The organism is Salmonella sp. 741265116_PST (assembly GCF_046567715.1).
GTDB lineage: Bacteria > Pseudomonadota > Gammaproteobacteria > Enterobacterales > Enterobacteriaceae > Salmonella > Salmonella enterica.
The window spans coordinates 183866-204955 of the sequence record NZ_JBKFPH010000001.1; the positions used below are offsets into that span (position 1 = coordinate 183866).

The following is a 21090-nucleotide window of genomic DNA, read 5'->3' on the forward strand; positions in this document are numbered from 1 at the left end:
GCTCCCCTAATCTTAAGCGCTGATGCCGGTAATTTTCACATCAGTGAACCACTGACGATGGCCCTGCTGCTTACGGTAGTGTTTACGGCGACGAAACTTAACGATTTTAACTTTCTCGCCACGACCGTGGGCAACAACTTCAGCTTTGATTACGCCGCCATCAACGAAAGGAACGCCGATTTTGACTTCTTCACCGTTTGCGATCATCAGAACTTCAGCGAACTCGATAGTTTCGCCAGTTGCGATGTCCAGCTTTTCCAGGCGAACGGTCTGACCTTCGCTTACTCGGTGTTGTTTACCACCACTTTGGAAAACCGCGTACATAAAAAACTCCGCTTCCGCGCACACCTTTCAATGATTCAGAGCGCGCTATAAATATTCACAATAGGGCGCGAATATTACGCAAATTGCACGGCTTTGACAAGTGCTACCATCAATACATGAAGAAAAAAAACACAACGCATACGGTAACGTTTATCTGCGGCGTTTTTTCAGTACAATCAGGGTATATTTCTAACCATAAACCCTACGTTACCTCATTCAGACATGGGATAATCGGGGCGATAAGCCCGGCTTTTGCGATGAATTTAGAAAAAATCAACGAGTTAACCGCGCAAGATATGGCGGGTGTCAATGCGACAATCCTTGAACAGCTTAATTCCGATGTTCAACTGATTAATCAGCTAGGATATTACATTATTAGCGGCGGCGGAAAACGCATTCGTCCGATGATTGCCGTTCTTGCCGCGCGTGCGGTGGGTTATCAGGGTAACGCGCACGTGACTATCGCCGCTCTGATCGAGTTTATCCACACGGCGACGCTGCTACATGATGATGTGGTGGATGAATCCGATATGCGTCGCGGCAAAGCGACGGCAAATGCCGCCTTCGGTAATGCTGCCAGCGTGTTGGTCGGCGACTTTATCTATACCCGCGCCTTCCAGATGATGACCAGCCTCGGCTCGTTAAAAGTGCTGGAAGTGATGTCGGAAGCGGTCAACGTGATTGCAGAAGGCGAAGTGCTGCAATTGATGAACGTGAATGACCCGGACATTACCGAAGAAAATTACATGCGGGTGATTTACAGTAAAACGGCGCGTCTGTTCGAGGCCGCCGCCCAGTGCTCCGGTATTCTTGCCGGTTGTACGCCTGAGCAAGAGCAAGGGTTGCAGGACTATGGTCGCTACCTTGGTACGGCTTTTCAGCTCATTGACGATCTGCTGGATTACAGCGCCGACGGCGAGCATCTCGGTAAAAATGTGGGTGATGACCTCAATGAGGGCAAACCCACCTTACCGTTGCTTCACGCCATGCGCCACGGTACGCCAGAACAATCAGCGATGATCCGTACCGCTATTGAACAAGGTAATGGCCGTCATCTTCTGGAACCGGTTCTGGAAGCGATGACCACCTGCGGCTCGCTGGAATGGACGCGTCAGCGAGCGGAAGAAGAAGCCGACAAAGCGATATCCGCGTTGCAGATATTGCCGGATACTCCCTGGCGTGAGGCGCTAATCGGTCTCGCACACATCGCGGTGCAGCGCGATCGTTAATGCCGTTCTCTTATCCCGCGTACTGCGCGGGATACCCCATTAAGTTCTAATAAATTCCATATAATCTATTGCCTGTCTTTTTATATACCCATATACGGCTTTCCCTGGCATATTCTGAATATTGCCGCCACTTACATGAACTTTTTAGAACATTCTTTCACGAAGCGTTATAGTATCGAACGTCGTCGGGTTGTTAAAACCGTAAGTGATTAACCTAAGGAGTGATGGATGTATGGAAAGCAAGCTTATTGACTGGCATCCGGCCGATATCATTGCCGGACTACGTAAAAAAGGGACTTCAATGGCCGCTGAGTCACGTCGGAATGGATTGAGTTCATCCACGCTGGCCAATGCATTAACGCGCCCGTGGCCGAAAGGAGAGTTGATTATCGCGAAAGCATTGGGAACGGAACCCTGGGTTATTTGGCCATCGCGTTATCACGATCCGCGCACGCATGAGTTTATCGACAGAACGCGGCTTATGAGAGCGCGTAATAAAGACAAACAGAATGTAGAGTAAGAGCCTGTAAAACAACCCCCGCATCGCGTTCGCGGGGGTTATTCAGCGTACAGAAGGTTATTCGCCTTTCACGCGTTCAATATTCGCGCCTAGCGCGCGCAGTTTGTCTTCGATACGCTCATAACCGCGATCGATGTGATAAATGCGATCCACAATCGTCGTGCCTTCCGCAATACAGCCCGCCAGCACCAGGCTCGCAGATGCCCGCAGATCTGTCGCCATGACCTGGGCGCCAGAGAGCGTTTCTACGCCATGGCATATGACGGTATTGCTTTCAATTTCCGCACGCGCGCCCATGCGGCTGAGTTCAGGCACGTGCATAAAACGGTTTTCAAAGACGGTTTCAGTGATAAAGCCCGTCCCTTGCGCCACCAGGTTCAGCAACGTGAACTGCGCCTGCATATCGGTCGGGAATGCCGGGTGCGGTGCGGTACGGACATTGACCGCCTTCGGTCGTTTGCCGTGCATGTCCAGACTAATCCAGTCCTCGCCCACTTCGATATCCGCGCCAGCATCGCGCAGTTTCGCCAGTACCGCGTCCAGAGTGTCCGGTTGCGCGTTACGGCAGAGGATTTTGCCGCGAGAGATCGCTGCCGCCACCAGGAAAGTCCCCGTTTCGATACGATCCGGCAGCACACGATAAACGCCGCCGCCCAGACGCTCTACGCCCTCGATCGTAATACGGTCGGTGCCCTGCCCGGCGATCTTCGCCCCCAGCGTAACCAGGAAGTTAGCGGTGTCGACAATTTCCGGCTCGCGCGCGGCGTTTTCAATGATGGTCGTCCCTTCCGCCAGCGTAGCAGCGCACATAATGGTGACGGTCGCGCCGACGCTGACCTTATCCATCACGATATGCGCCCCTTTAAGACGTCCTTCGACGGAGGCCTTTACGTAGCCCTCTTCCAGCTTGATGGTCGCACCCAGTTGTTCCAGACCGGTAATATGCAGATCAACCGGACGCGCGCCGATAGTACAGCCCCCCGGCAGAGAGACTTGTCCCTGACCAAAACGGGCAACCAGCGGCCCCAGCGCCCATATCGAGGCGCGCATGGTCTTAACCAGATCATAAGGCGCGCAGAACACGTTCACCTGGCTGGCGTCAATGTGTACCGATCCATTGCGTTCCACTTTCGCGCCTAATTGGCTCAGGAGCTTCATCGACGTATCCACGTCTTTCAGTTTTGGAACGTTTTGGATCTCTACCGGTTCTTCTGCCAGCAGAGCGGCGAACAGGATCGGCAGCGCGGCGTTTTTGGCGCCGGAAATTGTGACTTCGCCCTGGAGCGTCGTTGGCCCCTGTACACGAAATTTATCCATTATTGTATTCTCAGTTAAGCATTCATCTCCGCTACCGGCAGGTTACCCGTAGCTTAAAATCCGTTAAGTTTACGATCGCGCGCCCATTCCGCCGGGGTATACGCTTTGATCGATACGGCATGGATACGGTTGTCCGCAATGTACTCCATTAGCGGCCCATAGACCGTTTGCTGTTTCTTGACCCGGCTCATGCCGTCAAACATCTCGCCCACGGCAATAACCTGAAAGTGACTGCCATCGCCGGAGACATGGACTTCCTGGAGGGAGAGGGCATTCATCAGCACACTCTGAATTTCATGATTTTCCATGGGTTCTTTATTCGTCAAATAGTGAAAACAGCCCAACATCTTAGAGCAAAGTCGCGCCGTCTTAAATAAGCAAAAGATTACGCTGATAAATCAGCGCGGTAAAAGTGCCGGATGGTGCTGCTAACGCAACTTATCCGGCCTACGGGGATCATGCGAAGTGTAGGCCGGATAAACCATCCGGCATTCATTACATACGGGGAAGTACGTCTTCGGGCAAGTTATATAATTGCGCCAGCGCGTAAACCTTGTCGTTAACGCCAGACAGCGATACGGCATTGCCCTGCTTTTTTGCCTGGTTCACAAGGTGCGCCAGCAGCGCCAGTCCCCCCGTATCCACCCTGGAGATCTGGCTCAGGTCGATACGGGTAACGCCAGTCATCGCTTCTACGCGCGCGTCCCATAGCGGCGACAACACGTCCTGATCCAGCTCTCCCGCCAGCACCAGAGTGTCCGCCTCACGCGTCCAGGTGAGTTGCGGCGTCATTACTGTTTCTCGTCCAAAGTAATTTTCTGTTGAGAGATAGATTTCAGTTGTGCGGTCAGGCCGTCGATGCCTTTAGTACGCAGCAGATCGCTCCACTCATTTTGCTTGGTGGTGATCATGCTGACGCCTTCCGCAATCATGTCATACGCCTGCCAGTTGCCGGTCTGGGTGTTTTTGCGCCACTGGAAATCCAGGCGTACCGGCGGACGACCGTTGGGATCGATAATCGTTACACGGATAGGCACAATGGTCGCATCGCCCAGCGGTTGCTCAGGCGCTATCTGGTAAGTCTGGCCGTGGTACATCGCCAGCGCCTGACCGTATGCCTGTTTCAGGTATTCGCGAAACGCTGCAAAATAGGCTTCACGCTGCGCCGGGGTCGCCTCTTTGTAGTAGCGGCCCAACACCAGCGCGCCGGCATATTTTACCTGCACGTACGGCAGAAGTTCCTGATCAACAACGTCGCGCAGGTAATCCGGATTGGCACGAATTTTCGGCTGTTCGTTTTTCAGGCGATCAAAAGTTTTCTGCGCCGCCTCGTTCATCAGTTTATAAGGATTGCTCTGATCCGCTGCCGTTGCTGCGCTTAATGGCGCAATGACCAGCAGGGCCACCATCATCAGTCGTTTAAACATGCCTCAATTCTCCTGAGATTATTTCGTTTCGCCCGCGGGCGTTGTGGCTTCAGTATGGCCTTCCGTTGCGGCTGGCGCATCGCCAGAATTCTTATTGTCGTCGCCTTTGCTGTTATAAAGGAACTGGCCAATCATATCTTCCAGCACCATTGCAGACTTGGTGTCCTGAATCGTACTCCCATCTTTGAGGATAGACGTTCCCAGCTCAGGATCTTCAAAACCGACGTTTAATGCCAGATATTGCTCCCCCAGCAGCCCGGAAGTACGAATACTCAACGAGCTGGTATCGGGAATATGGTTATAACGCTCTTCGATGTCGAGCGTTACGCGCGGCAGGTATGTTTTCGGATCAAGCGAGATATCTTCAACCCGCCCGACAACCACCCCGCCGATGCGTACCGGGGAACGCACTTTCAGACCGCCGATGTTATCGAAGGTCGCATAAACCTTATAGGTCGGCTCCGTGCGCATAGAGGTCACATTTGCCGCCTTCAGGCAAACAAACAGCGCCGCCAGCAACGCTACCAGCAAAAAAACGCCTACCCAAATTTCATTTTTTTTCGTTTGCATGAACTCAATTCCCAAACATCAGTGCGGTCAGCACAAAATCCAGCCCCAGAACGGCCAACGATGCGTGAACCACGGTACGCGTCGTTGCCCGGCTAATCCCGGCAGAAGTTGGTATTGCGTCATAACCGTTGAATAACGCAATCCATGTTACCGTAATGGCGAACACCACGCTCTTTATCAGACAGTTCACCAGATCCATACGCCAGTCGACGGCATTCTGCATCGCGGACCAGAAGAACCCGGCGTCGATTCCTTTCCAGCTTACGCCGACCAGCGAGCCGCCCCAGATACCGACCGCCACAAAGATAATGGTCAGTAGCGGCAACGAAATCACGCCCGCCCAAAAGCGCGGCGAAATCACCCGGCGCAATGGATCGACCGCCATCATCTCCATACTGGAGAGCTGCTCCGTCGCCCGCATCAGGCCGATTTCCGCCGTCAACGCCGACCCGGCCCGCCCGGCAAACAGCAACGCCGCGACCACCGGCCCCAGCTCGCGCAGCAGCGAAAGCGCCACTAACATGCCAAGACTGGTCTCCGCGCTGTAAGTGGTCAGAACCAGATAGCCTTGCAGCCCCAGCACCATACCGATGAATACGCCGGAGACAATAATGATAAGCATCGACAAGACGCCCACATTATAAAGCTGGCGCACCAGCAGCGGCGCATGTTTGCGAAACTCCGGCTTACCGATAATCGCATTGAATAACATTAACCCGGCGCGCCCGAACGTCCTGACGGTTTTGATCCCGCTGTGTCCGAGTGCTGCCAGCGCATTTAACAGCATGAGTGGCTTAACTCCCCGTTTCGAGTAAATCAAGGTGATAGTCGCCCGCCGGATAGCGGAACGGAACCGGCCCGTCGGCAATGCCGTCAAGGAACTGACGCACGCGCGGGTCCGTATTCTCCTGCAACGCCTGAGCGCTACCGTGAGCGACGATTTTTTTGTCCGCCATGATCCAGGCGTGATCCGCAATACTGAGCACCTCTGGCACATCATGAGAGACCACCACGCAGGTCACGCCCAGCGCGCTGTTCAATTCTGAAATCAGCTTCACCAGAACGCCCATGGTAATCGGGTCCTGGCCGACAAACGGCTCATCGAACATGATGAGATCCGGTTCCAGAGCGATGGCGCGCGCCAACGCGGCACGGCGCGCCATCCCACCGGAGAGCTCGGAAGGCATCAGTTTTGCCGCGCCGCGCAGCCCGACAGCTTCTAGTTTCATCATCACGACGCTTTTTAGCAGCGGCGCGGGTAAATTGGTGTGCTCCCGTAGCGGATAGGCCACATTGTCAAACACGTTCATGTCGGTAAACAGCGCTCCCGACTGAAACAGCATACTCATACGTTTGCGGACGGTGTAGAGCCGCGAACGGGACATGGCCGGCACATTCTCGCCATCAAATAAGATCTCGCCCTTATCCGGCGGGATCTGTCCGCCAATCAGGCGCAACAGCGTGGTTTTACCGATGCCCGACGGCCCCATGATCGCCGTGATCTTCCCGCGCGGCACCGTCAGGGAAATATTATCGAAAATGCAGCGTTCGCCACGGGAAAAGCTGACGTCGCGCATATCGACTAAATTGGCCGCAGACTGACCCATTGATTCATCCTTCGTATTGCCTTGTTGAGGTAACCATGGCGCTGAATTTAACCATGGGTTCGACATAATTACAGAATATTAACTGACAGGGTTAGCGAAAGCTGGCATTCGTTTTACTTTTTAGCCGCATAAAGTCAAAATTAGGACTTCGTTACGGCTTCCAGATATCCCTTCCAGGGGACCGGCGAGTATACCTGAAGAAAGGACTTTAGATGCTTTTAGCGATGGCGCTACTCATAATTGGTTTGCTTCTGGTGGCCTACGGCGCCGATCGTCTGGTGTTTGCGGCCTCTATTTTATGCCGTACATTCGGTATTCCCCCGCTGATCATCGGGATGACGGTAGTGAGTATCGGCACCTCGCTGCCGGAAATTATTGTGTCGGTCGCCGCATCGCTACACGGTCAGCTCGATTTGGCCGTCGGCGCGGCGCTCGGTTCTAACATCACCAATATTTTGCTGATCTTAGGGCTGGCGGCACTGGTTCGTCCATTTACCGTGCATTCCGATGTTTTACGTCGCGAATTGCCATTAATGTTATTTGTTAGCGTGGTAGCCGGTTCCGTACTGCATGACGGACAGTTAAGCCGCAGTGATGGTATCTTTCTCCTGCTTCTGGCTGTGCTATGGCTGTTATTCATTGTTAAAATCGCGCGTCTGGCCGAACGCCAGGGGAATGACAGCCTCACCCGCGAACAACTGGCGGAGCTGCCGCGCGAAGGCGGGCTCCCCGTCGCGTTCTTATGGCTGGGCATTGCGCTGGTCATCATGCCGATGGCGACGCGCATGGTAATCGATAACGCTACAGTGCTGGCGAACTATTTCGCCATGAGTGAATTAACGCTCGGTCTGACAGTCATCGCCGTCGGCACCAGTCTGCCAGAGCTGGCGACGGCGATTGCCGGCGTGCGAAAAGGCGAAAATGATATTGCCGTTGGTAATCTCATTGGTGCCAATATTTTTAATCTCGCCATCGTGCTGGGGCTGCCTGCGCTGATCGCGCCGGGGGAGATCAACCCGCTGGCGTTTGGGCGTGATTATAGCGTGATGTTGCTGGTTAGCGTGGTTTTCGCTTTACTTTGCTGGCGGCATCCGCGCCAGATTGGTCGGGGCGCAGGTATACTGCTGACCGGCGGGTTTATCGTATGGCTGGCGATGCTCTATTGGCTATCGCCACTTCTTGTTGGATAACTGGAAACGGATTATGTCGCATTTAGCGTTGCAACCGGGGTTTGACTTTCAGCAGGCAGGCAAAGAGGTCCTGGAAATTGAACGTGAAGGCCTGGCGGAGCTTGATCAATATATCAACCAGGATTTCACGCTGGCCTGTGAAAAAATGTTCAACTGCACCGGAAAAGTGGTGGTCATGGGGATGGGAAAATCCGGTCATATCGGACGGAAAATGGCCGCCACGTTCGCCAGTACCGGCACCTCTTCCTTTTTTGTACATCCGGGCGAAGCCGCGCACGGCGATTTGGGGATGGTTACGCCGCAGGATGTGGTTATCGCTATCTCCAATTCCGGCGAATCCAGCGAGATCGCGGCGCTAATACCGGTGCTTAAACGTCTGCACGTACCGTTAATTTGCATTACCGGGCGACCGGAAAGCAGCATGGCGCGTGCGGCAGATGTGCATCTGTGTGTTAAAGTGCCCAAAGAAGCGTGTCCGTTAGGCCTGGCGCCTACCACTAGTACCACCGCAACGCTGGTGATGGGTGACGCGCTCGCCGTGGCATTGTTAAAAGCGCGCGGCTTTACCGCCGAGGATTTCGCTCTGTCGCATCCTGGCGGCGCGCTGGGACGTAAGCTACTGCTGCGCGTAAGCGATATTATGCATACTGGCGATGAGATCCCGCATGTTAATAAACATGCCACCCTGCGTGATGCGCTGTTAGAAATTACGCGTAAAAATCTCGGTATGACCGTCATTTGCGATGAATCCATGAAGATCGACGGTATCTTCACCGACGGCGATTTACGTCGCGTGTTCGATATGGGCGGCGATATGCGCCTGTTGGGGATCGCCGAGGTGATGACGCCAGGGGGTATTCGCGTGCGCCCCGGTATTCTCGCTGTCGATGCGCTGAATTTAATGCAGTCCCGCCATATCACCTCCGTACTGGTTGCTGATGGCGACCAGTTACTCGGTGTGTTACATATGCATGATCTCCTGCGTGCAGGCGTCGTGTAGAAACTCAAGGATAATTAACGATGAGTAAAGCAGGTGCGTCGCTTGCGACCTGTTATGGCCCCGTCAGCACCCACGTCATGACCAGGGCGGAGAATATCCGCCTGCTCATCCTGGACGTGGATGGCGTATTGTCTGACGGCCTGATTTATATGGGCAATAACGGCGAAGAGCTGAAGGCTTTCAACGTTCGTGACGGCTATGGTATTCGCTGTGCTTTGACCTCCAATATCGAGGTTGCCATTATTACCGGACGAAAGGCTAAACTTGTAGAAGATCGCTGCGCCACGCTGGGGATTGTCCATCTTTATCAGGGACAGTCGAATAAGCTGATCGCCTTTAGCGATCTGCTGGAAAAACTGGCCATTGCGCCGGAAAATGTTGCCTATGTCGGCGATGATCTGATTGACTGGCCGGTGATGGAAAAAGTGGGGTTAAGCGTTGCCGTTGCGGATGCGCATCCGCTGCTGATCCCCCGCGCTGACTATGTGACGCACATTGCTGGCGGGCGCGGCGCGGTACGTGAGGTGTGCGATTTGCTGCTGCTGGCGCAGGGCAAGCTGGATGAGGCCAAAGGGCAATCGATATGAGTAAAACCAGACGTTGGGTTATCATTCTACTGTCGCTGGCCATTCTGGTACTGATTGGTATCAATCTGGCGGATAAAGACGATCCTGCTGCCGTGATGGTCAACAGCAACGATCCCACGTATAAAAGCGAGCATACGGATACCGTCGTGTACAGTCCGGAAGGCGCGTTGAGCTATCGGCTGATCGCGCAGCACGTTGAATATTTTTCCGATCAGGCGATCTCATGGTTTACACAACCGGTATTAACCACCTTTGATAAGGATAAAGTGCCAACATGGTCGATCAAAGCCGATAAAGCCAAATTGACTAACGATCGAATGCTCTATCTGTATGGCCATGTTGAAGTCAACGCCCTGGTGCCTGACGCTCAATTACGCAGAATTACCACCGATAACGCGCAGATTAATCTGGTGACGCAGGATGTTACCTCGAACGATCTGGTGACGTTATACGGCACAACATTTAACTCCAGCGGACTGAAAATGCGCGGTAACTTACGCAGCAAGAACGCCGAGCTGATTGAAAAGGTTAGAACCTCTTATGAAATTCAAAACAAACAAACTCAGCCTTAATCTTATGCTTGCCGGCTCGCTGCTGGCCGCCAGCATTCCGGCCTTCGCCGTCACGGGCGATACCGAACAGCCTATTCATATTGACTCGGATCAACAGTCGCTGGATATGCAAGGCAACGTCGTGACCTTTACGGGCAACGTGGTGATGACCCAGGGCACGATTAAGATCAACGCCGATAAAGTCGTGGTTACCCGCCCAGGCGGCGAACAGGGGAAAGAGGTGATCGACGGTTACGGCAATCCGGCCACCTTCTACCAGATGCAGGACAACGGTAAGCCGGTGAAAGGCCACGCTTCCCATATGCACTACGAGCTGGCGAAAGATTTTGTGGTGCTGACCGGCAACGCTTATCTGGAGCAGCTTGACAGCAACATTACCGGCGACAAAATCACCTACCTGGTGAAAGAGCAGAAAATGCAGGCCTTCAGCGAGAAAGGCAAACGCGTCACCACCGTTCTGGTGCCATCGCAGTTGCAAGACAAAAACAAAGGCCAGACTCCGGCGCAAAAGAAGAGTAACTAATTCGTTATGGCAACATTAACTGCAAAGAATCTGGCGAAGGCCTATAAAGGCCGTCGCGTAGTGGAAGATGTCAGTCTGACCGTTAACTCCGGGGAGATTGTCGGGCTGCTCGGCCCAAACGGCGCGGGTAAAACCACCACCTTTTATATGGTCGTCGGTATCGTGCCGCGTGACGCGGGCAATATCATCATTGATGATGAAGATATCAGTCTGCTGCCGCTGCACGCGCGTGCGCGCCGCGGTATCGGCTATTTGCCGCAGGAAGCCTCTATTTTCCGCCGTCTCAGCGTATTTGATAACCTGATGGCGGTACTGCAAATTCGTGACGATTTGACCGCAGAACAGCGAGAAGACCGCGCCAACGAGCTGATGGAAGAGTTTCATATTGAGCATCTGCGCGACAGCATGGGACAGGCGCTGTCCGGTGGTGAACGCCGTCGTGTAGAAATTGCCCGCGCGTTGGCCGCTAATCCCAAATTTATCCTGCTGGATGAACCCTTTGCCGGCGTTGACCCAATTTCCGTTATCGACATCAAACGCATTATCGAGCATCTGCGCGATAGCGGGCTCGGCGTGCTGATCACCGACCATAACGTCCGTGAGACGCTGGCAGTCTGTGAACGCGCCTATATCGTGAGCCAGGGCCATCTTATTGCCCACGGTACACCGACAGAAATCCTGCAAGACGAACACGTTAAGCGTGTATATCTTGGGGAAGACTTCAGACTCTGATAGGGTAGAGGGCTATGCTGCTCTAGCGGGAGAAAACGACTCTGAATATGAAGCAAGGTTTGCAACTCAGGCTTAGCCAACAACTGGCGATGACGCCTCAGCTACAACAGGCCATCCGTCTGTTGCAGTTGTCTACGCTGGAACTTCAGCAGGAACTCCAGCAAGCGCTGGAAAATAACCCGCTGCTTGAGCAAACCGATCTTCATGACGAAATCGACACTCAGCAACCTCAGGATAACGATCCTCTCGATACCGCCGACGCGCTCGAACAAAAAGAGATGCCGGAAGAGCTGCCGCTTGACGCCAGCTGGGATGAAATTTACACCGCCGGGACGCCGTCCGGCCCCAGCGGCGATTATATCGACGATGAGCTGCCCGTCTATCAGGGCGAAACGACGCAGTCGTTGCAGGATTATCTGATGTGGCAGGTTGAGCTAACGCCCTTCTCGGACACCGATCGCGCTATTGCGACATCCATTGTCGACGCGGTAGATGATACCGGCTATCTCACCGTATCCCTGGATGAAATTCGCGAAAGCATGGGCGATGTAGAGGTGGATCTCGATGAGGTCGAAGCCGTCCTGAAGCGCATTCAGCGTTTTGATCCGGTAGGCGTCGCGGCAAAAGATCTTCGCGACTGTCTGCTGATCCAGCTTTCACAATTCGACAAATCCACGCCGTGGCTGGAAGAGGCGCGGCTCATTATCTGCGATCACCTTGATCTGCTGGCCAACCACGATTTCCGCACGTTGATGCGCGTTACCCGACTAAAAGAAGAGGTGCTGAAAGAGGCGGTAAACCTGATTCAGTCGCTCGATCCCAGACCCGGTCAATCGATCCAGACCGGCGAGCCGGAGTACGTTATCCCGGATGTGCTGGTACGCAAGCATAACGGTCGCTGGACGGTGGAGCTTAATAGCGACAGTATTCCCCGTTTACAGATTAACCAGCACTATGCCGCCATGTGCAACAGCGCGCGCAACGATGCCGACAGCCAGTTCATCCGCAGTAATTTACAGGATGCGAAGTGGCTGATAAAAAGCCTTGAAAGCCGCAACGACACATTGCTGCGTGTCAGTCGCTGCATCGTCGAGCAACAGCAAGCCTTTTTTGAACAGGGCGAAGAATATATGAAACCGATGGTACTGGCGGATATCGCCCAGGCCGTCGAGATGCACGAATCCACCATATCCCGCGTGACCACGCAGAAGTATTTGCACAGCCCGCGCGGTATTTTTGAACTCAAATATTTCTTTTCCAGCCACGTCAATACCGAAGGCGGAGGCGAAGCCTCTTCCACCGCGATTCGCGCGCTGGTGAAGAAGTTAATTGCGGCGGAAAACCCCGCGAAACCGCTGAGTGACAGCAAGTTAACCTCTCTGCTGTCAGAACAGGGTATCATGGTGGCACGCCGCACTGTTGCGAAGTACCGAGAGTCTTTATCCATTCCGCCGTCAAACCAACGCAAACAGCTGGTTTGACCCAACCGATAAGGAAGACACTATGCAGCTCAATATCACCGGACATAACGTCGAAATTACTGAAGCCCTGCGTGAATTTGTGACGACGAAATTCGCCAAACTTGAACAGTATTTTGAGCGGATTAATCAGGTATACGTGGTGTTGAAAGTGGAGAAGGTCACGCACATCTCGGATGCGACGCTACATGTTAACGGCGGCGAAATTCACGCCAGCGCGGAAGGCCAGGATATGTATGCCGCCATTGACGGCTTGATTGATAAACTGGCAAGGCAGTTAACCAGGCATAAAGATAAACTGAAACAACACTAATTGTCCGGGCAGTTAGCCAGTGCAGGACGGCCTGTTGTGTGACACAACGGGCCATTTGTACAGTTAGCGCTCCGAACCTGGCCATCAACCTGACAGGACAGGTTCTTAGGTGAAATTATGATAAATAACGATACGACTCTACAACTGAGCAGTGTACTTAACCAGGAGTGTACGCGTAGCGGCGTTCATTGTCAGAGTAAGAAACGCGCGCTGGAAATCATCAGCGAACTGGCGGCAAAACAGCTCAGTTTACCTCCTCAGGTCGTGTTTGAAGCCATTCTGACACGCGAAAAAATGGGCAGTACCGGTATTGGTAATGGTATCGCCATCCCGCACGGGAAACTGGAAGAAGATACCTTACGCGCCGTCGGCGTGTTCGTTCAGCTCGAAACGCCGATCGCGTTCGACGCCATTGATAATCAGCCGGTCGATCTCCTCTTCGCCCTGCTGGTGCCCGCCGATCAAACTAAAACGCATCTGCACACGCTGTCGCTGGTGGCGAAACGTCTGGCGGATAAAACGATCTGCCGCCGCCTGCGCGCGGCGCTGAATGATGAAGAGCTGTATCAAATCATTACTGACACCGAAGGTGAGCAGAATGAGGCATAACAACTCAATGGCATTTCTTTCTGTCGTTGTGAGGAGAAACGGTACATGGTACTGATGATCGTCAGCGGGCGCTCCGGATCAGGTAAATCTGTCGCTCTGCGCGCGCTGGAAGATATGGGATTTTACTGCGTAGATAACCTCCCCGTCGTGCTGTTGCCCGATCTGGCGCGAACGCTGGCCGATCGCCAGATTTCCGCCGCCGTCAGCATTGATGTGCGCAATATGCCTGAATCACCTGAGATTTTTGAACAGGCGATGAATAATCTGCCTGGCGCTTTCTCGCCGCAATTGCTGTTTCTTGATGCCGACCGCAATACCTTGATTCGCCGCTACAGCGACACGCGCCGTTTGCATCCGCTTTCCAGCAAAAATCTTTCTTTAGAGAGTGCGATCGATAAAGAGAGTGACTTGCTGGAGCCGTTACGCTCACGTGCAGATCTGATCGTCGACACTTCAGAAATGTCCGTCCATGAGCTGGCGGAGATGCTGCGTACCCGGCTGTTGGGCAAACGCGAGCGCGAACTGACGATGGTATTTGAGTCCTTCGGCTTTAAACATGGTATCCCGATTGATGCGGACTATGTGTTCGATGTCCGCTTTCTGCCCAACCCGCACTGGGATCCAAAACTGCGCCCCATGACCGGGCTTGATAAGCCGGTAGCCGCGTTTCTTGACCGACACACAGAAGTTCACAATTTTATCTATCAGACTCGCAGCTATCTTGAGCTATGGTTACCGATGCTGGAGACCAACAACCGTAGCTACCTTACCGTCGCTATCGGTTGTACCGGCGGGAAACACCGTTCGGTGTATATTGCAGAACAGCTGGCAGACTACTTCCGCTCGCGCGGTAAAAATGTCCAGTCTCGCCATCGCACGCTGGAAAAACGCAAAACATGACCGTAAAGCAAACTGTTGAAGTCACCAATAAGCTGGGCATGCATGCCCGGCCTGCCATGAAGCTTTTCGAACTGATGCAGGGTTTTGACGCCGAGGTGCTATTACGCAATGACGAAGGCACCGAAGCGGAAGCGAACAGCGTCATCGCGCTGTTAATGCTCGATTCCGCCAAAGGGCGTCAGATCGAAATTGAAGCCACCGGCCCGCAAGAAGTTGAAGCGCTGGCAGCGGTTATCGATCTGTTCAATTCCGGCTTTGACGAAGACTAAACCTCCCCTCTATTCCCTATTTCCCCCAACGCCGTCCCGGTATTTGATGACAGCACCCCCAAAGCCGGGCGTGTTACGCCTGCCTGCCACTTCTCCCGCAGCCCCACCCTTTTGTAAGATTTGTACATTTCGTGCGCTTTACCTGTGCATAAAAACATTAAGAAAACCTTAAAAAATTTCGTTTAGGTTTTATTTAAGTTCTTTGTCCATACTAAATTTATGTGAATAAATTTAGTATGGACTTGCCATGATCCTCTTATCCAAACAGACTCCGCTGGGCGCCGGTCGACATCGTAAATGCTATACACATCCGGATAATGCCCGGCGTTGCATAAAGGTCATTTACAACCGTGACCACGGCGGTGATAAAGAGATTCGGCGTGAACTGAACTACTATGCGCATCTGTCCCGCTACCTGACAGACTGGAGCGCTATCCCCCGTTATTACGGCACGGTAGAAACCGATTGCGGCACCGGCTATGTCTACGACATGATTACCGATTTCAACGGCGCGCCCTCTATTACCCTGACCGAGTTCGCCGTGCAATGCCGTTATGAAGAGGATGTCGCTGTCCTGCGGCGGCTACTGAAAAAACTGAAACGTTACCTGCTGGATAACCATATTGTGACGATGTCGCTGAAGCCGCAAAACATCCTGTGCCAGCGTATCAGCGAGTCAGAAGTGGTTCCGGTGGTTTGCGACAATCTGGGGGAAAGTACCTTTATCCCGCTGGCGACCTGGTCAACATGGTGCTGTGAACGCAAACTGGAGAGAGTGTGGCAGCGGTTTATCGCCCAGCCTGCGCTGGCCGTTGCCCTGGAGAGGGACGCGCAGCTAAAAGACAAAAAAGGGCTGGCGCTTACTTCTCACGAAGCTTAATGGCCTGTGCTTATCAGGCCTGGACGACACAGACGCAGGCCGGATAAGGCGTTCACGCCGCCATTCGGCAAAATTAATTAAGCTGGTTGCGCGTCATAAAAGATTCCCCGCCCAGTTGGCGCATCTGGCGCATAATCCACGCCTGCCGGCTACGCACATAGCCGGAAGGCGCATTCGCCTTATAGCGAATCGGGTTAGGCAGCACGGCCGCCAGCAACGCGGCTTCGGCCATATTTAAGCGGCTGGCGGGCTTATTGAAATATCGCCAGGCCGCAGCCTCCACACCAAAAATACCATCGCCAAACTCCGCGATATTCAGATAAACCGTGAGGATGCGCTTTTTGCTCCAGACAGTTTCAATGCCCAGCGTTAGCCCGGCCTCGAGACCTTTGCGCACCCAACTGCGGCCATCCCATAAAAAGAGATTTTTCGCCGTTTGCTGCGAAAGCGTAGAGGCGCCGCGAATACGGCTCTCATTCCGCTCATTATGCGCCAGCGCTTTTTCAATCGCCGGAACATCAAAGCCCCAGTGCTCAGGGAACTTCTGGTCTTCCGCCGCAATTACCGCCAGCCCCATCCACGGCGAGATATCCGCCATACTGACCCAGTCAGAATGCGCCACATAACCGAACTCTCCGCCGAACCAGGCGCTAATCTGCCGTTCCGCCATCACCGCCGAAAAAGGCACCGGAACCACGCTAAACAGCGCAATGCCGCCGCCCCAAAAGACGGCGAGCGCAGCAAGAGTACGTAAAAGTAGACGGCGCAAAAACGTTAACGGCGCGATGCGTCGTTTGCTCATTCCGCCAGAACCAGCACGCGCGACACTAATTTATCAATGCCGCTTGCCGCCTGGGCGATATCCTGCGCCAGCATATAGGCAGGGGTGGTCACGACCTTGTTATCCTCGTCCACAACGATATCATCAACCGGGCAAGGTACGTGTTCGGCGCCCATCTCTTCAAGTACTTCAGCGGTATCAATATCCGTCCCTATTGTCAGACGTAGCGGAAAGTCAAAGATTTTCGGCAACATTGCGGGCGCGATACAGATGAATCCCAGCGGCTTGCCGGAATGATGCATGGCCTTCGCCAGCGCGACGACATCGCTATCCACCCGGCATTCGCTCCCCTGGCTGGCGAAATTACTCAGGTTCTTCGCCGCGCCGAAACCACCAGGCACAATGAGCGCATCCAGTTCCTCTGGCTGAGCCTGGGACAGGGGACGAATATCGCCCCGCGTAATACGCGCCGCCTCAATCAGAACGTTACGCGTTTCCGCCATCGCTTCGCCGGTCAGGTGATTAATAACATCCGCCTGTGGTTTATCCGGCGCGAAGCAGACAGCCTGCGCGCCGCTGCGGGCAATGGCCAACAGCGTCAGAACGGCCTCATGAATTTCGGCGCCGTCATAGACGCCGCATCCGCTGAGCACTACGCCAATTTTTTTCATGGTGAACATCCTCCTGCAACCGACTCAAGCCCATTAATAATTTTGATTAAAATGCTACGCTTCACACATTTAAATGATTCATGTAACAAATCATTTAGGATTTGCTATCTTAACTGCGTGCGGCCTGAAAACAGGACTGCGCCTTTGACATCATCATAATAAGCACGGCGCAGCCACGATTTCCCTGGTGTTGGCGCAGTATTCGCGCACCCCGGTCAAACCGGGGTCATTTTTTTTCCGCGTTTGCCACCCAGGCTTTCAGCACCGCGACATCGTGCTGCCACTCCTGCTTCATCTCTTCAATCCATTCCGCGACATTATCTTCCCAGGCGGGAAGATCCGGCGACTGGATTTGCTGGCCAAGTTGTTGCAGATGACGCAGCCCTACCGAACCGGCGGCGCCTTTAATCTTATGCCCTTCCTCAACGACACCTTTTTTGTCACGCGCCGTCAGATTGGACTCCAGCACGCTTAAATAGCCAGGCATCATTTTTTCAAACACCACGAGACCGTCGGTGATCAATTTAGGCCCAACCAACTCGATGTACTGTTCCAGCATCGGGATATCCAGCAGCGCTTGCGCTTTATCGCTCTCTTCAGGCGTCACGGTACTCTCCTCTTTATCGGTGGCATCCCAGAATTTTTTAATCATCGCGGTTAAGGCTGGCACCGACAGCGGCTTACTCAGCACATCGTCCATACCGGCGTCCAGATACTCTTTTTTATCTTTCAGAACGTTAGCCGTAAGCGCTACCAGCGGCGGTAAATCTTCCCGCGCGTGGCGACGGGTCAGTTCTCTGGCAATATCCAGACCCGTCATATCCGGTAGCTGAATATCCAGTAAGACCAGGTCATATTCGCCCGGCGCGAACATCTCCAGCGCCGCCTTGCCGGTCATCGCGACATCCACGCTGTTACCCAGTTTTTCCAGTACTGAACGCGCCACAATCACGTTCAGTTCAATATCTTCGACCAGCAGAACATGCAACGCGGGCAGCGGCATGTCGTCTTCATCAAAGGCGTCCTCCACCTCTTCCGCCACCGCTGGCGCATGGACCGTTAGCGTAAAGGTCGACCCTTTGCCCGGCAGACTGGAAACGGTAATATCGCCACCCATATTTTTCGCCAGCCGACGGGAGACCGCCAGCCCGATACCAGTACCCGTTGCCGGTTTACCGCCATGACTGTCTTTCACCTGATAATACATGGCGAAAATTTTATCCTGCTCATCCTGCGGAATGCCGATCCCGGAATCTTCCACTTCAAAGTGCAGCATGTCGCCTTCATCATAGCGCGCCCGCACCGTCACCCGGCCCTGCTGAGTAAACTTCACCGCATTGCTGATCAAATTCCACAAAATCTGGCGCAGACGCGTTCCGTCGGTAATGACTTTGTGCGGTAGCGGCAGCGTCGGCTCAAGCACAAAACGTAGCCCTTTTTGCTGCGCCTGCAAACCGGAAAGGTTTTCCAGATCGGCCATAAAGCTGGTGAAATCAACCGGTTGGTTATCAAGCTGAACCTTACGCCGCTCCATCTTATCCATATCAATGATATCATTGAAAATATTGCCTAACGTTACGGCGGAGACATGGATTGTCTTAAGGTATTTTTCCTGTTCGGCGGTGAGATCGGTATCCAGCAGGATGCGGCTTAAACCAACGATGCCGTTAAGCGGGGTGCGCAGTTCATGACTGATGGTAGAGATAAACGTGGTCTTGTCGCGGCTGGCGCGCTCCAGCGCGTCCTGATAACGCTTACGTTCGGTAATATCACGACCAAATCCCATCAGGCCATGACGTTTACCGACACGGTCGTAATAAGGCACTTTACGAATTTCAAAGCAGGCTTTTCGTCCGTCCGGGTAATCCAGCCACTGTTCGTAGGTCAGGGAGACGTTATGGCGGAATACTTTTTCATCGGTTTCAATGACTTTCTCCGCCGCTTCGGGAGAGTACACATCTTCCGGCTTCAAATGCACCAGTTGTTTTTCGCTCTTGCCGGTTAGCAATTCCATTGCGCGGTTACAGCCGGAAAATTCTTTATCTTCATTACGATAAAAAACCAAATCCGGCGAGGCGTCCAGAAATGAGCGCAGAAAAGAGGATTGCTGTTCTAGCTGGATTTGCGCCTCTTCACGCTCTTTAATTTCTACTTTTAGCTGTTCAAATGTCTCTTGCAGCTCCGCTTCCGCTTTTTCGCGATCGGCAATTTCCTGATTAAGCTGGGCAATATTGTCCTTCAACTGTACGTTAAGCTTGAGATCGCGCTCGCGCATCTCCTCCAGCTTTTGCACCAGACGCGACAGTCGCTGCCTTGACTCTTCCAGTTGTTCAACAACAACGGATAAGAAATAGACCGCCCAGGGCGTAATTAACAGGCCAAAAAAGATGGAACGAATGACGTCGATACTTTCAACCTGACCATGCAGCACCATGGTCACCGCCATCTGCACGACAATCGCCAGCACCACCAATGCCAACGCCAGGAGCATGGAAAAGCGCACCAGACCCAATTTCATCATCAGATCGACATAGTATTGCGCCAGCATACGAATTTGCTTCATAGAGGATTCCTTCACCGCAACTTCGCACATAATACCCAATTATGGGAACCGCGTTGAATATTGTGCGAAATATGCGTAGCGCCCCTCATCACGCTACGCTATAGGTGGTATCCAGGGACGGGCCAGCGCAGAGCCCTGCACGCCATGCTCATTCAGGTATCTGTCCAGCTCAACCATCCCCGTCCAGCGATTCTCGCACCACAGCGGGGCAAGCAGCGTCGGACGGCGAGCGCTGGCTGAAATCCGGTGATAAATCACCTCCGGCGGCGTATGACGAATCATCTCACCTGCCGTTAGCGTGTAGTCGTCCAGTTCGATGCCGTTCAGCCGCCCCGCTTCCCAGGCTTTGGCCATCGTACTGCCTTTCACAATATGCAGCGGATGCAGTTTAATACCGTCCACGCCGGTCTCGACCACGCGTTGCAGCGTTTGCAAGCATTCACTCTGGCCTTCGCCCGGCAGCCCCACAATCAGATGCGCGCACACTTTCAGCCCGCGCTCCCGGGCAATCCGGGTGGTACGCTGATAGCAGGCGAAGTCATGCCCGCGGTTAATTCGGTGCAGGGTTTTATCGTGCGCGGTTTGCAATCCCAGTTCCAGCCACACCTCGTAGCCTTGATCTTTATATTCACACAGTAAATCTACTACTGCCTGCGGGACGCAATCCGGACGCGTACCGACGCATAACCCGACGATACTGGCCTGGCTGACTGCCTGTTGATACATGGAACGCAGCACCTGCACTTCTGCAAAGGTGCTGGTGTAGGCCTGGAAATAGGCCAGATAGCGTTTAGCGCGGTTCACCAGATGCGCCTGATGCGCAAGCTGCTCGGCAATCGAATGATGCTGCTGCGCCTCATCGGCAAAAGAGGCGACATTACAGAAGGTGCAACCGCCACGCCCGATGGTGCCGTCGCGATTAGGGCAGCTAAAACCGCCATGAAGCGTCAGCTTATGAACCTTTTGCCCATACCGACGTAAAAGATCCCCACCAAACATATTGACTAATTTCTGTAACTGCATAATCT

26 protein-coding genes are annotated in these 21090 nt (G+C 53.5%); 14 read left to right on the forward strand and 12 right to left on the reverse strand.

Annotated elements, in window-relative coordinates; all coding sequences use genetic code 11:
- Window positions 1-12: 12 nt before the first annotated feature.
- On the reverse strand, window positions 13-324 hold the full coding sequence (gene rplU, locus ACLD11_RS00900; RefSeq protein WP_000271396.1) for a 50S ribosomal protein L21: 312 nt from the start codon (window positions 322-324) through the stop codon (window positions 13-15).
- Window positions 325-581: 257 nt separating this feature from the next.
- Between rplU and ispB the strand changes: the two genes are divergently transcribed.
- Both ispB and sfsB read left to right on the forward strand, forming a co-directional pair.
- Entirely contained in the window at window positions 582-1553 is a 972-nt protein-coding gene (gene ispB / locus ACLD11_RS00905; protein WP_183059368.1) for an octaprenyl diphosphate synthase, read from the forward strand.
- 232 nt (window positions 1554-1785) lie between these two features.
- Window positions 1786-2073, forward strand: a complete 288-nt coding sequence (gene sfsB / locus ACLD11_RS00910) for a DNA-binding transcriptional regulator SfsB (RefSeq protein WP_000444167.1) — start codon at window positions 1786-1788, stop codon at window positions 2071-2073.
- Window positions 2074-2130: 57 nt separating this feature from the next.
- On the opposite strand, the gene murA is transcribed toward sfsB, so the two are convergent.
- From murA to mlaF, 7 genes are all read right to left on the reverse strand, one after another.
- Window positions 2131-3390, reverse strand: a complete 1260-nt coding sequence (gene murA / locus ACLD11_RS00915; protein WP_000357289.1) for a UDP-N-acetylglucosamine 1-carboxyvinyltransferase — start codon at window positions 3388-3390, stop codon at window positions 2131-2133.
- A gap of 53 nt (window positions 3391-3443) precedes the next feature.
- A complete protein-coding gene (gene ibaG / locus ACLD11_RS00920; protein ID WP_001518349.1) occupies window positions 3444-3698 on the reverse strand; it encodes a BolA family iron metabolism protein IbaG in 255 nt (84 codons plus the stop codon).
- Window positions 3699-3885: 187 nt separating this feature from the next.
- On the reverse strand, window positions 3886-4182 hold the full coding sequence (gene mlaB / locus ACLD11_RS00925; RefSeq protein ID WP_079965357.1) for a lipid asymmetry maintenance protein MlaB: 297 nt from the start codon (window positions 4180-4182) through the stop codon (window positions 3886-3888).
- Window positions 4182-4817, reverse strand: a complete 636-nt coding sequence (mlaC, locus tag ACLD11_RS00930) for a phospholipid-binding protein MlaC (RefSeq protein ID WP_000476475.1) — start codon at window positions 4815-4817, stop codon at window positions 4182-4184. The genes mlaB and mlaC overlap by 1 nt, the downstream gene beginning before the upstream one ends.
- Before the next feature lie 18 nt (window positions 4818-4835).
- Window positions 4836-5387, reverse strand: a complete 552-nt coding sequence (gene mlaD, locus ACLD11_RS00935) for an outer membrane lipid asymmetry maintenance protein MlaD (RefSeq protein WP_001193591.1) — start codon at window positions 5385-5387, stop codon at window positions 4836-4838.
- Between the two features lie 4 nt (window positions 5388-5391).
- Window positions 5392-6174, reverse strand: coding sequence for a lipid asymmetry maintenance ABC transporter permease subunit MlaE (gene mlaE, locus ACLD11_RS00940; RefSeq protein WP_000925786.1), 783 nt, complete (start codon window positions 6172-6174; stop codon window positions 5392-5394).
- Window positions 6175-6181: 7 nt separating this feature from the next.
- Entirely contained in the window at window positions 6182-6994 is an 813-nt protein-coding gene (gene mlaF / locus ACLD11_RS00945; RefSeq protein WP_000531566.1) for a phospholipid ABC transporter ATP-binding protein MlaF, read from the reverse strand.
- Between the two features lie 212 nt (window positions 6995-7206).
- Here mlaF and ACLD11_RS00950 point away from each other — a divergent pair, with 212 nt between their 5' ends.
- The 12 genes from ACLD11_RS00950 to yrbL all read left to right on the forward strand — a co-directional run bounded on the left by ACLD11_RS00950 (window position 7207) and on the right by yrbL (window position 16047).
- The gene (locus ACLD11_RS00950; protein WP_000922742.1) at window positions 7207-8184 is read left to right on the forward strand and encodes a calcium/sodium antiporter; all 978 of its coding nucleotides are present in this window, start codon (window positions 7207-7209) and stop codon (window positions 8182-8184) included.
- A 13-nt stretch (window positions 8185-8197) separates the two neighbouring features.
- Window positions 8198-9184 carry an arabinose-5-phosphate isomerase KdsD gene (gene kdsD / locus ACLD11_RS00955; protein WP_411011359.1) on the forward strand — a complete coding sequence of 329 codons (987 nt, stop codon included), beginning with the start codon at window positions 8198-8200 and terminating at the stop codon, window positions 9182-9184.
- Between the two features lie 20 nt (window positions 9185-9204).
- On the forward strand, window positions 9205-9771 hold the full coding sequence (kdsC, locus tag ACLD11_RS00960; RefSeq protein WP_183059365.1) for a 3-deoxy-manno-octulosonate-8-phosphatase KdsC: 567 nt from the start codon (window positions 9205-9207) through the stop codon (window positions 9769-9771).
- Complete coding sequence (gene lptC, locus ACLD11_RS00965) at window positions 9768-10343, forward strand: LPS export ABC transporter periplasmic protein LptC (protein WP_371067093.1); 576 nt, start codon at window positions 9768-9770, stop codon at window positions 10341-10343. The genes kdsC and lptC overlap by 4 nt, the downstream gene beginning before the upstream one ends.
- Window positions 10312-10866 carry a lipopolysaccharide ABC transporter substrate-binding protein LptA gene (lptA, locus tag ACLD11_RS00970; protein ID WP_000669770.1) on the forward strand — a complete coding sequence of 185 codons (555 nt, stop codon included), beginning with the start codon at window positions 10312-10314 and terminating at the stop codon, window positions 10864-10866. The genes lptC and lptA overlap by 32 nt, the downstream gene beginning before the upstream one ends.
- A gap of 6 nt (window positions 10867-10872) precedes the next feature.
- Window positions 10873-11598 carry an LPS export ABC transporter ATP-binding protein gene (gene lptB, locus ACLD11_RS00975; RefSeq protein ID WP_000224104.1) on the forward strand — a complete coding sequence of 242 codons (726 nt, stop codon included), beginning with the start codon at window positions 10873-10875 and terminating at the stop codon, window positions 11596-11598.
- 47 nt (window positions 11599-11645) lie between these two features.
- Window positions 11646-13079: an RNA polymerase factor sigma-54 gene (gene rpoN / locus ACLD11_RS00980; RefSeq protein ID WP_000809020.1), complete on the forward strand. Its 1434-nt coding sequence runs from the start codon at window positions 11646-11648 to the stop codon at window positions 13077-13079.
- Between the two features lie 22 nt (window positions 13080-13101).
- Entirely contained in the window at window positions 13102-13389 is a 288-nt protein-coding gene (gene hpf, locus ACLD11_RS00985; RefSeq protein ID WP_001176589.1) for a ribosome hibernation promoting factor, read from the forward strand.
- A 117-nt stretch (window positions 13390-13506) separates the two neighbouring features.
- Entirely contained in the window at window positions 13507-13998 is a 492-nt protein-coding gene (gene ptsN, locus ACLD11_RS00990; RefSeq protein WP_000609332.1) for a PTS IIA-like nitrogen regulatory protein PtsN, read from the forward strand.
- 45 nt (window positions 13999-14043) lie between these two features.
- Window positions 14044-14898: an RNase adapter RapZ gene (gene rapZ, locus ACLD11_RS00995; RefSeq protein ID WP_000243749.1), complete on the forward strand. Its 855-nt coding sequence runs from the start codon at window positions 14044-14046 to the stop codon at window positions 14896-14898.
- Window positions 14895-15167: a PTS phosphocarrier protein NPr gene (gene npr, locus ACLD11_RS01000; RefSeq protein ID WP_183059363.1), complete on the forward strand. Its 273-nt coding sequence runs from the start codon at window positions 14895-14897 to the stop codon at window positions 15165-15167. The genes rapZ and npr overlap by 4 nt, the downstream gene beginning before the upstream one ends.
- Window positions 15168-15414: 247 nt before the next feature.
- Entirely contained in the window at window positions 15415-16047 is a 633-nt protein-coding gene (gene yrbL / locus ACLD11_RS01005) for a PhoP regulatory network protein YrbL (protein WP_411011360.1), read from the forward strand.
- Between the two features lie 73 nt (window positions 16048-16120).
- Here yrbL and mtgA read toward each other — a convergent pair whose 3' ends face one another.
- The 4 genes from mtgA to ACLD11_RS01025 form a co-directional block, all read right to left on the reverse strand.
- A complete protein-coding gene (mtgA, locus tag ACLD11_RS01010; protein ID WP_411014414.1) occupies window positions 16121-16849 on the reverse strand; it encodes a monofunctional biosynthetic peptidoglycan transglycosylase in 729 nt (242 codons plus the stop codon).
- Window positions 16846-17499 carry an isoprenoid biosynthesis glyoxalase ElbB gene (gene elbB / locus ACLD11_RS01015; RefSeq protein ID WP_411014415.1) on the reverse strand — a complete coding sequence of 218 codons (654 nt, stop codon included), beginning with the start codon at window positions 17497-17499 and terminating at the stop codon, window positions 16846-16848. Before elbB ends, mtgA begins: the two co-directional genes overlap by 4 nt.
- Before the next feature lie 226 nt (window positions 17500-17725).
- Window positions 17726-20062 carry an aerobic respiration two-component sensor histidine kinase ArcB gene (gene arcB, locus ACLD11_RS01020; protein WP_183059360.1) on the reverse strand — a complete coding sequence of 779 codons (2337 nt, stop codon included), beginning with the start codon at window positions 20060-20062 and terminating at the stop codon, window positions 17726-17728.
- A gap of 93 nt (window positions 20063-20155) precedes the next feature.
- The gene (locus tag ACLD11_RS01025) at window positions 20156-21085 is read right to left on the reverse strand and encodes a TIGR01212 family radical SAM protein (RefSeq protein WP_115178801.1); all 930 of its coding nucleotides are present in this window, start codon (window positions 21083-21085) and stop codon (window positions 20156-20158) included.
- Window positions 21086-21090: the final 5 nt, after the last annotated feature.

Coding starts and splice junctions, on each gene's coding strand:
- mlaF (WP_000531566.1), bottom strand. CDS start 6,994: ATGGGTCAGTCTGCGGCCAATTTAGTCGATATGCGCGACGTCAGCTTT.
- npr (WP_183059363.1), top strand. CDS start 14,895: ATGACCGTAAAGCAAACTGTTGAAGTCACCAATAAGCTGGGCATGCAT.
- kdsC (WP_183059365.1), top strand. CDS start 9,205: ATGAGTAAAGCAGGTGCGTCGCTTGCGACCTGTTATGGCCCCGTCAGC.
- murA (WP_000357289.1), bottom strand. CDS start 3,390: ATGGATAAATTTCGTGTACAGGGGCCAACGACGCTCCAGGGCGAAGTC.
- mlaB (WP_079965357.1), bottom strand. CDS start 4,182: ATGACGCCGCAACTCACCTGGACGCGTGAGGCGGACACTCTGGTGCTG.
- arcB (WP_183059360.1), bottom strand. CDS start 20,062: ATGAAGCAAATTCGTATGCTGGCGCAATACTATGTCGATCTGATGATG.
- rplU (WP_000271396.1), bottom strand. CDS start 324: ATGTACGCGGTTTTCCAAAGTGGTGGTAAACAACACCGAGTAAGCGAA.
- lptB (WP_000224104.1), top strand. CDS start 10,873: ATGGCAACATTAACTGCAAAGAATCTGGCGAAGGCCTATAAAGGCCGT.
- mlaE (WP_000925786.1), bottom strand. CDS start 6,174: ATGCTGTTAAATGCGCTGGCAGCACTCGGACACAGCGGGATCAAAACC.
- ACLD11_RS01025 (WP_115178801.1), bottom strand. CDS start 21,085: ATGCAGTTACAGAAATTAGTCAATATGTTTGGTGGGGATCTTTTACGT.
- mtgA (WP_411014414.1), bottom strand. CDS start 16,849: ATGAGCAAACGACGCATCGCGCCGTTAACGTTTTTGCGCCGTCTACTT.
- hpf (WP_001176589.1), top strand. CDS start 13,102: ATGCAGCTCAATATCACCGGACATAACGTCGAAATTACTGAAGCCCTG.
- elbB (WP_411014415.1), bottom strand. CDS start 17,499: ATGAAAAAAATTGGCGTAGTGCTCAGCGGATGCGGCGTCTATGACGGC.
- lptC (WP_371067093.1), top strand. CDS start 9,768: ATGAGTAAAACCAGACGTTGGGTTATCATTCTACTGTCGCTGGCCATT.
- ACLD11_RS00950 (WP_000922742.1), top strand. CDS start 7,207: ATGCTTTTAGCGATGGCGCTACTCATAATTGGTTTGCTTCTGGTGGCC.
- mlaC (WP_000476475.1), bottom strand. CDS start 4,817: ATGTTTAAACGACTGATGATGGTGGCCCTGCTGGTCATTGCGCCATTA.
- ispB (WP_183059368.1), top strand. CDS start 582: ATGAATTTAGAAAAAATCAACGAGTTAACCGCGCAAGATATGGCGGGT.
- lptA (WP_000669770.1), top strand. CDS start 10,312: ATGAAATTCAAAACAAACAAACTCAGCCTTAATCTTATGCTTGCCGGC.
- sfsB (WP_000444167.1), top strand. CDS start 1,786: ATGGAAAGCAAGCTTATTGACTGGCATCCGGCCGATATCATTGCCGGA.
- yrbL (WP_411011360.1), top strand. CDS start 15,415: ATGATCCTCTTATCCAAACAGACTCCGCTGGGCGCCGGTCGACATCGT.
- rpoN (WP_000809020.1), top strand. CDS start 11,646: ATGAAGCAAGGTTTGCAACTCAGGCTTAGCCAACAACTGGCGATGACG.
- ptsN (WP_000609332.1), top strand. CDS start 13,507: ATGATAAATAACGATACGACTCTACAACTGAGCAGTGTACTTAACCAG.
- kdsD (WP_411011359.1), top strand. CDS start 8,198: ATGTCGCATTTAGCGTTGCAACCGGGGTTTGACTTTCAGCAGGCAGGC.
- ibaG (WP_001518349.1), bottom strand. CDS start 3,698: ATGGAAAATCATGAAATTCAGAGTGTGCTGATGAATGCCCTCTCCCTC.
- rapZ (WP_000243749.1), top strand. CDS start 14,044: ATGGTACTGATGATCGTCAGCGGGCGCTCCGGATCAGGTAAATCTGTC.
- mlaD (WP_001193591.1), bottom strand. CDS start 5,387: ATGCAAACGAAAAAAAATGAAATTTGGGTAGGCGTTTTTTTGCTGGTA.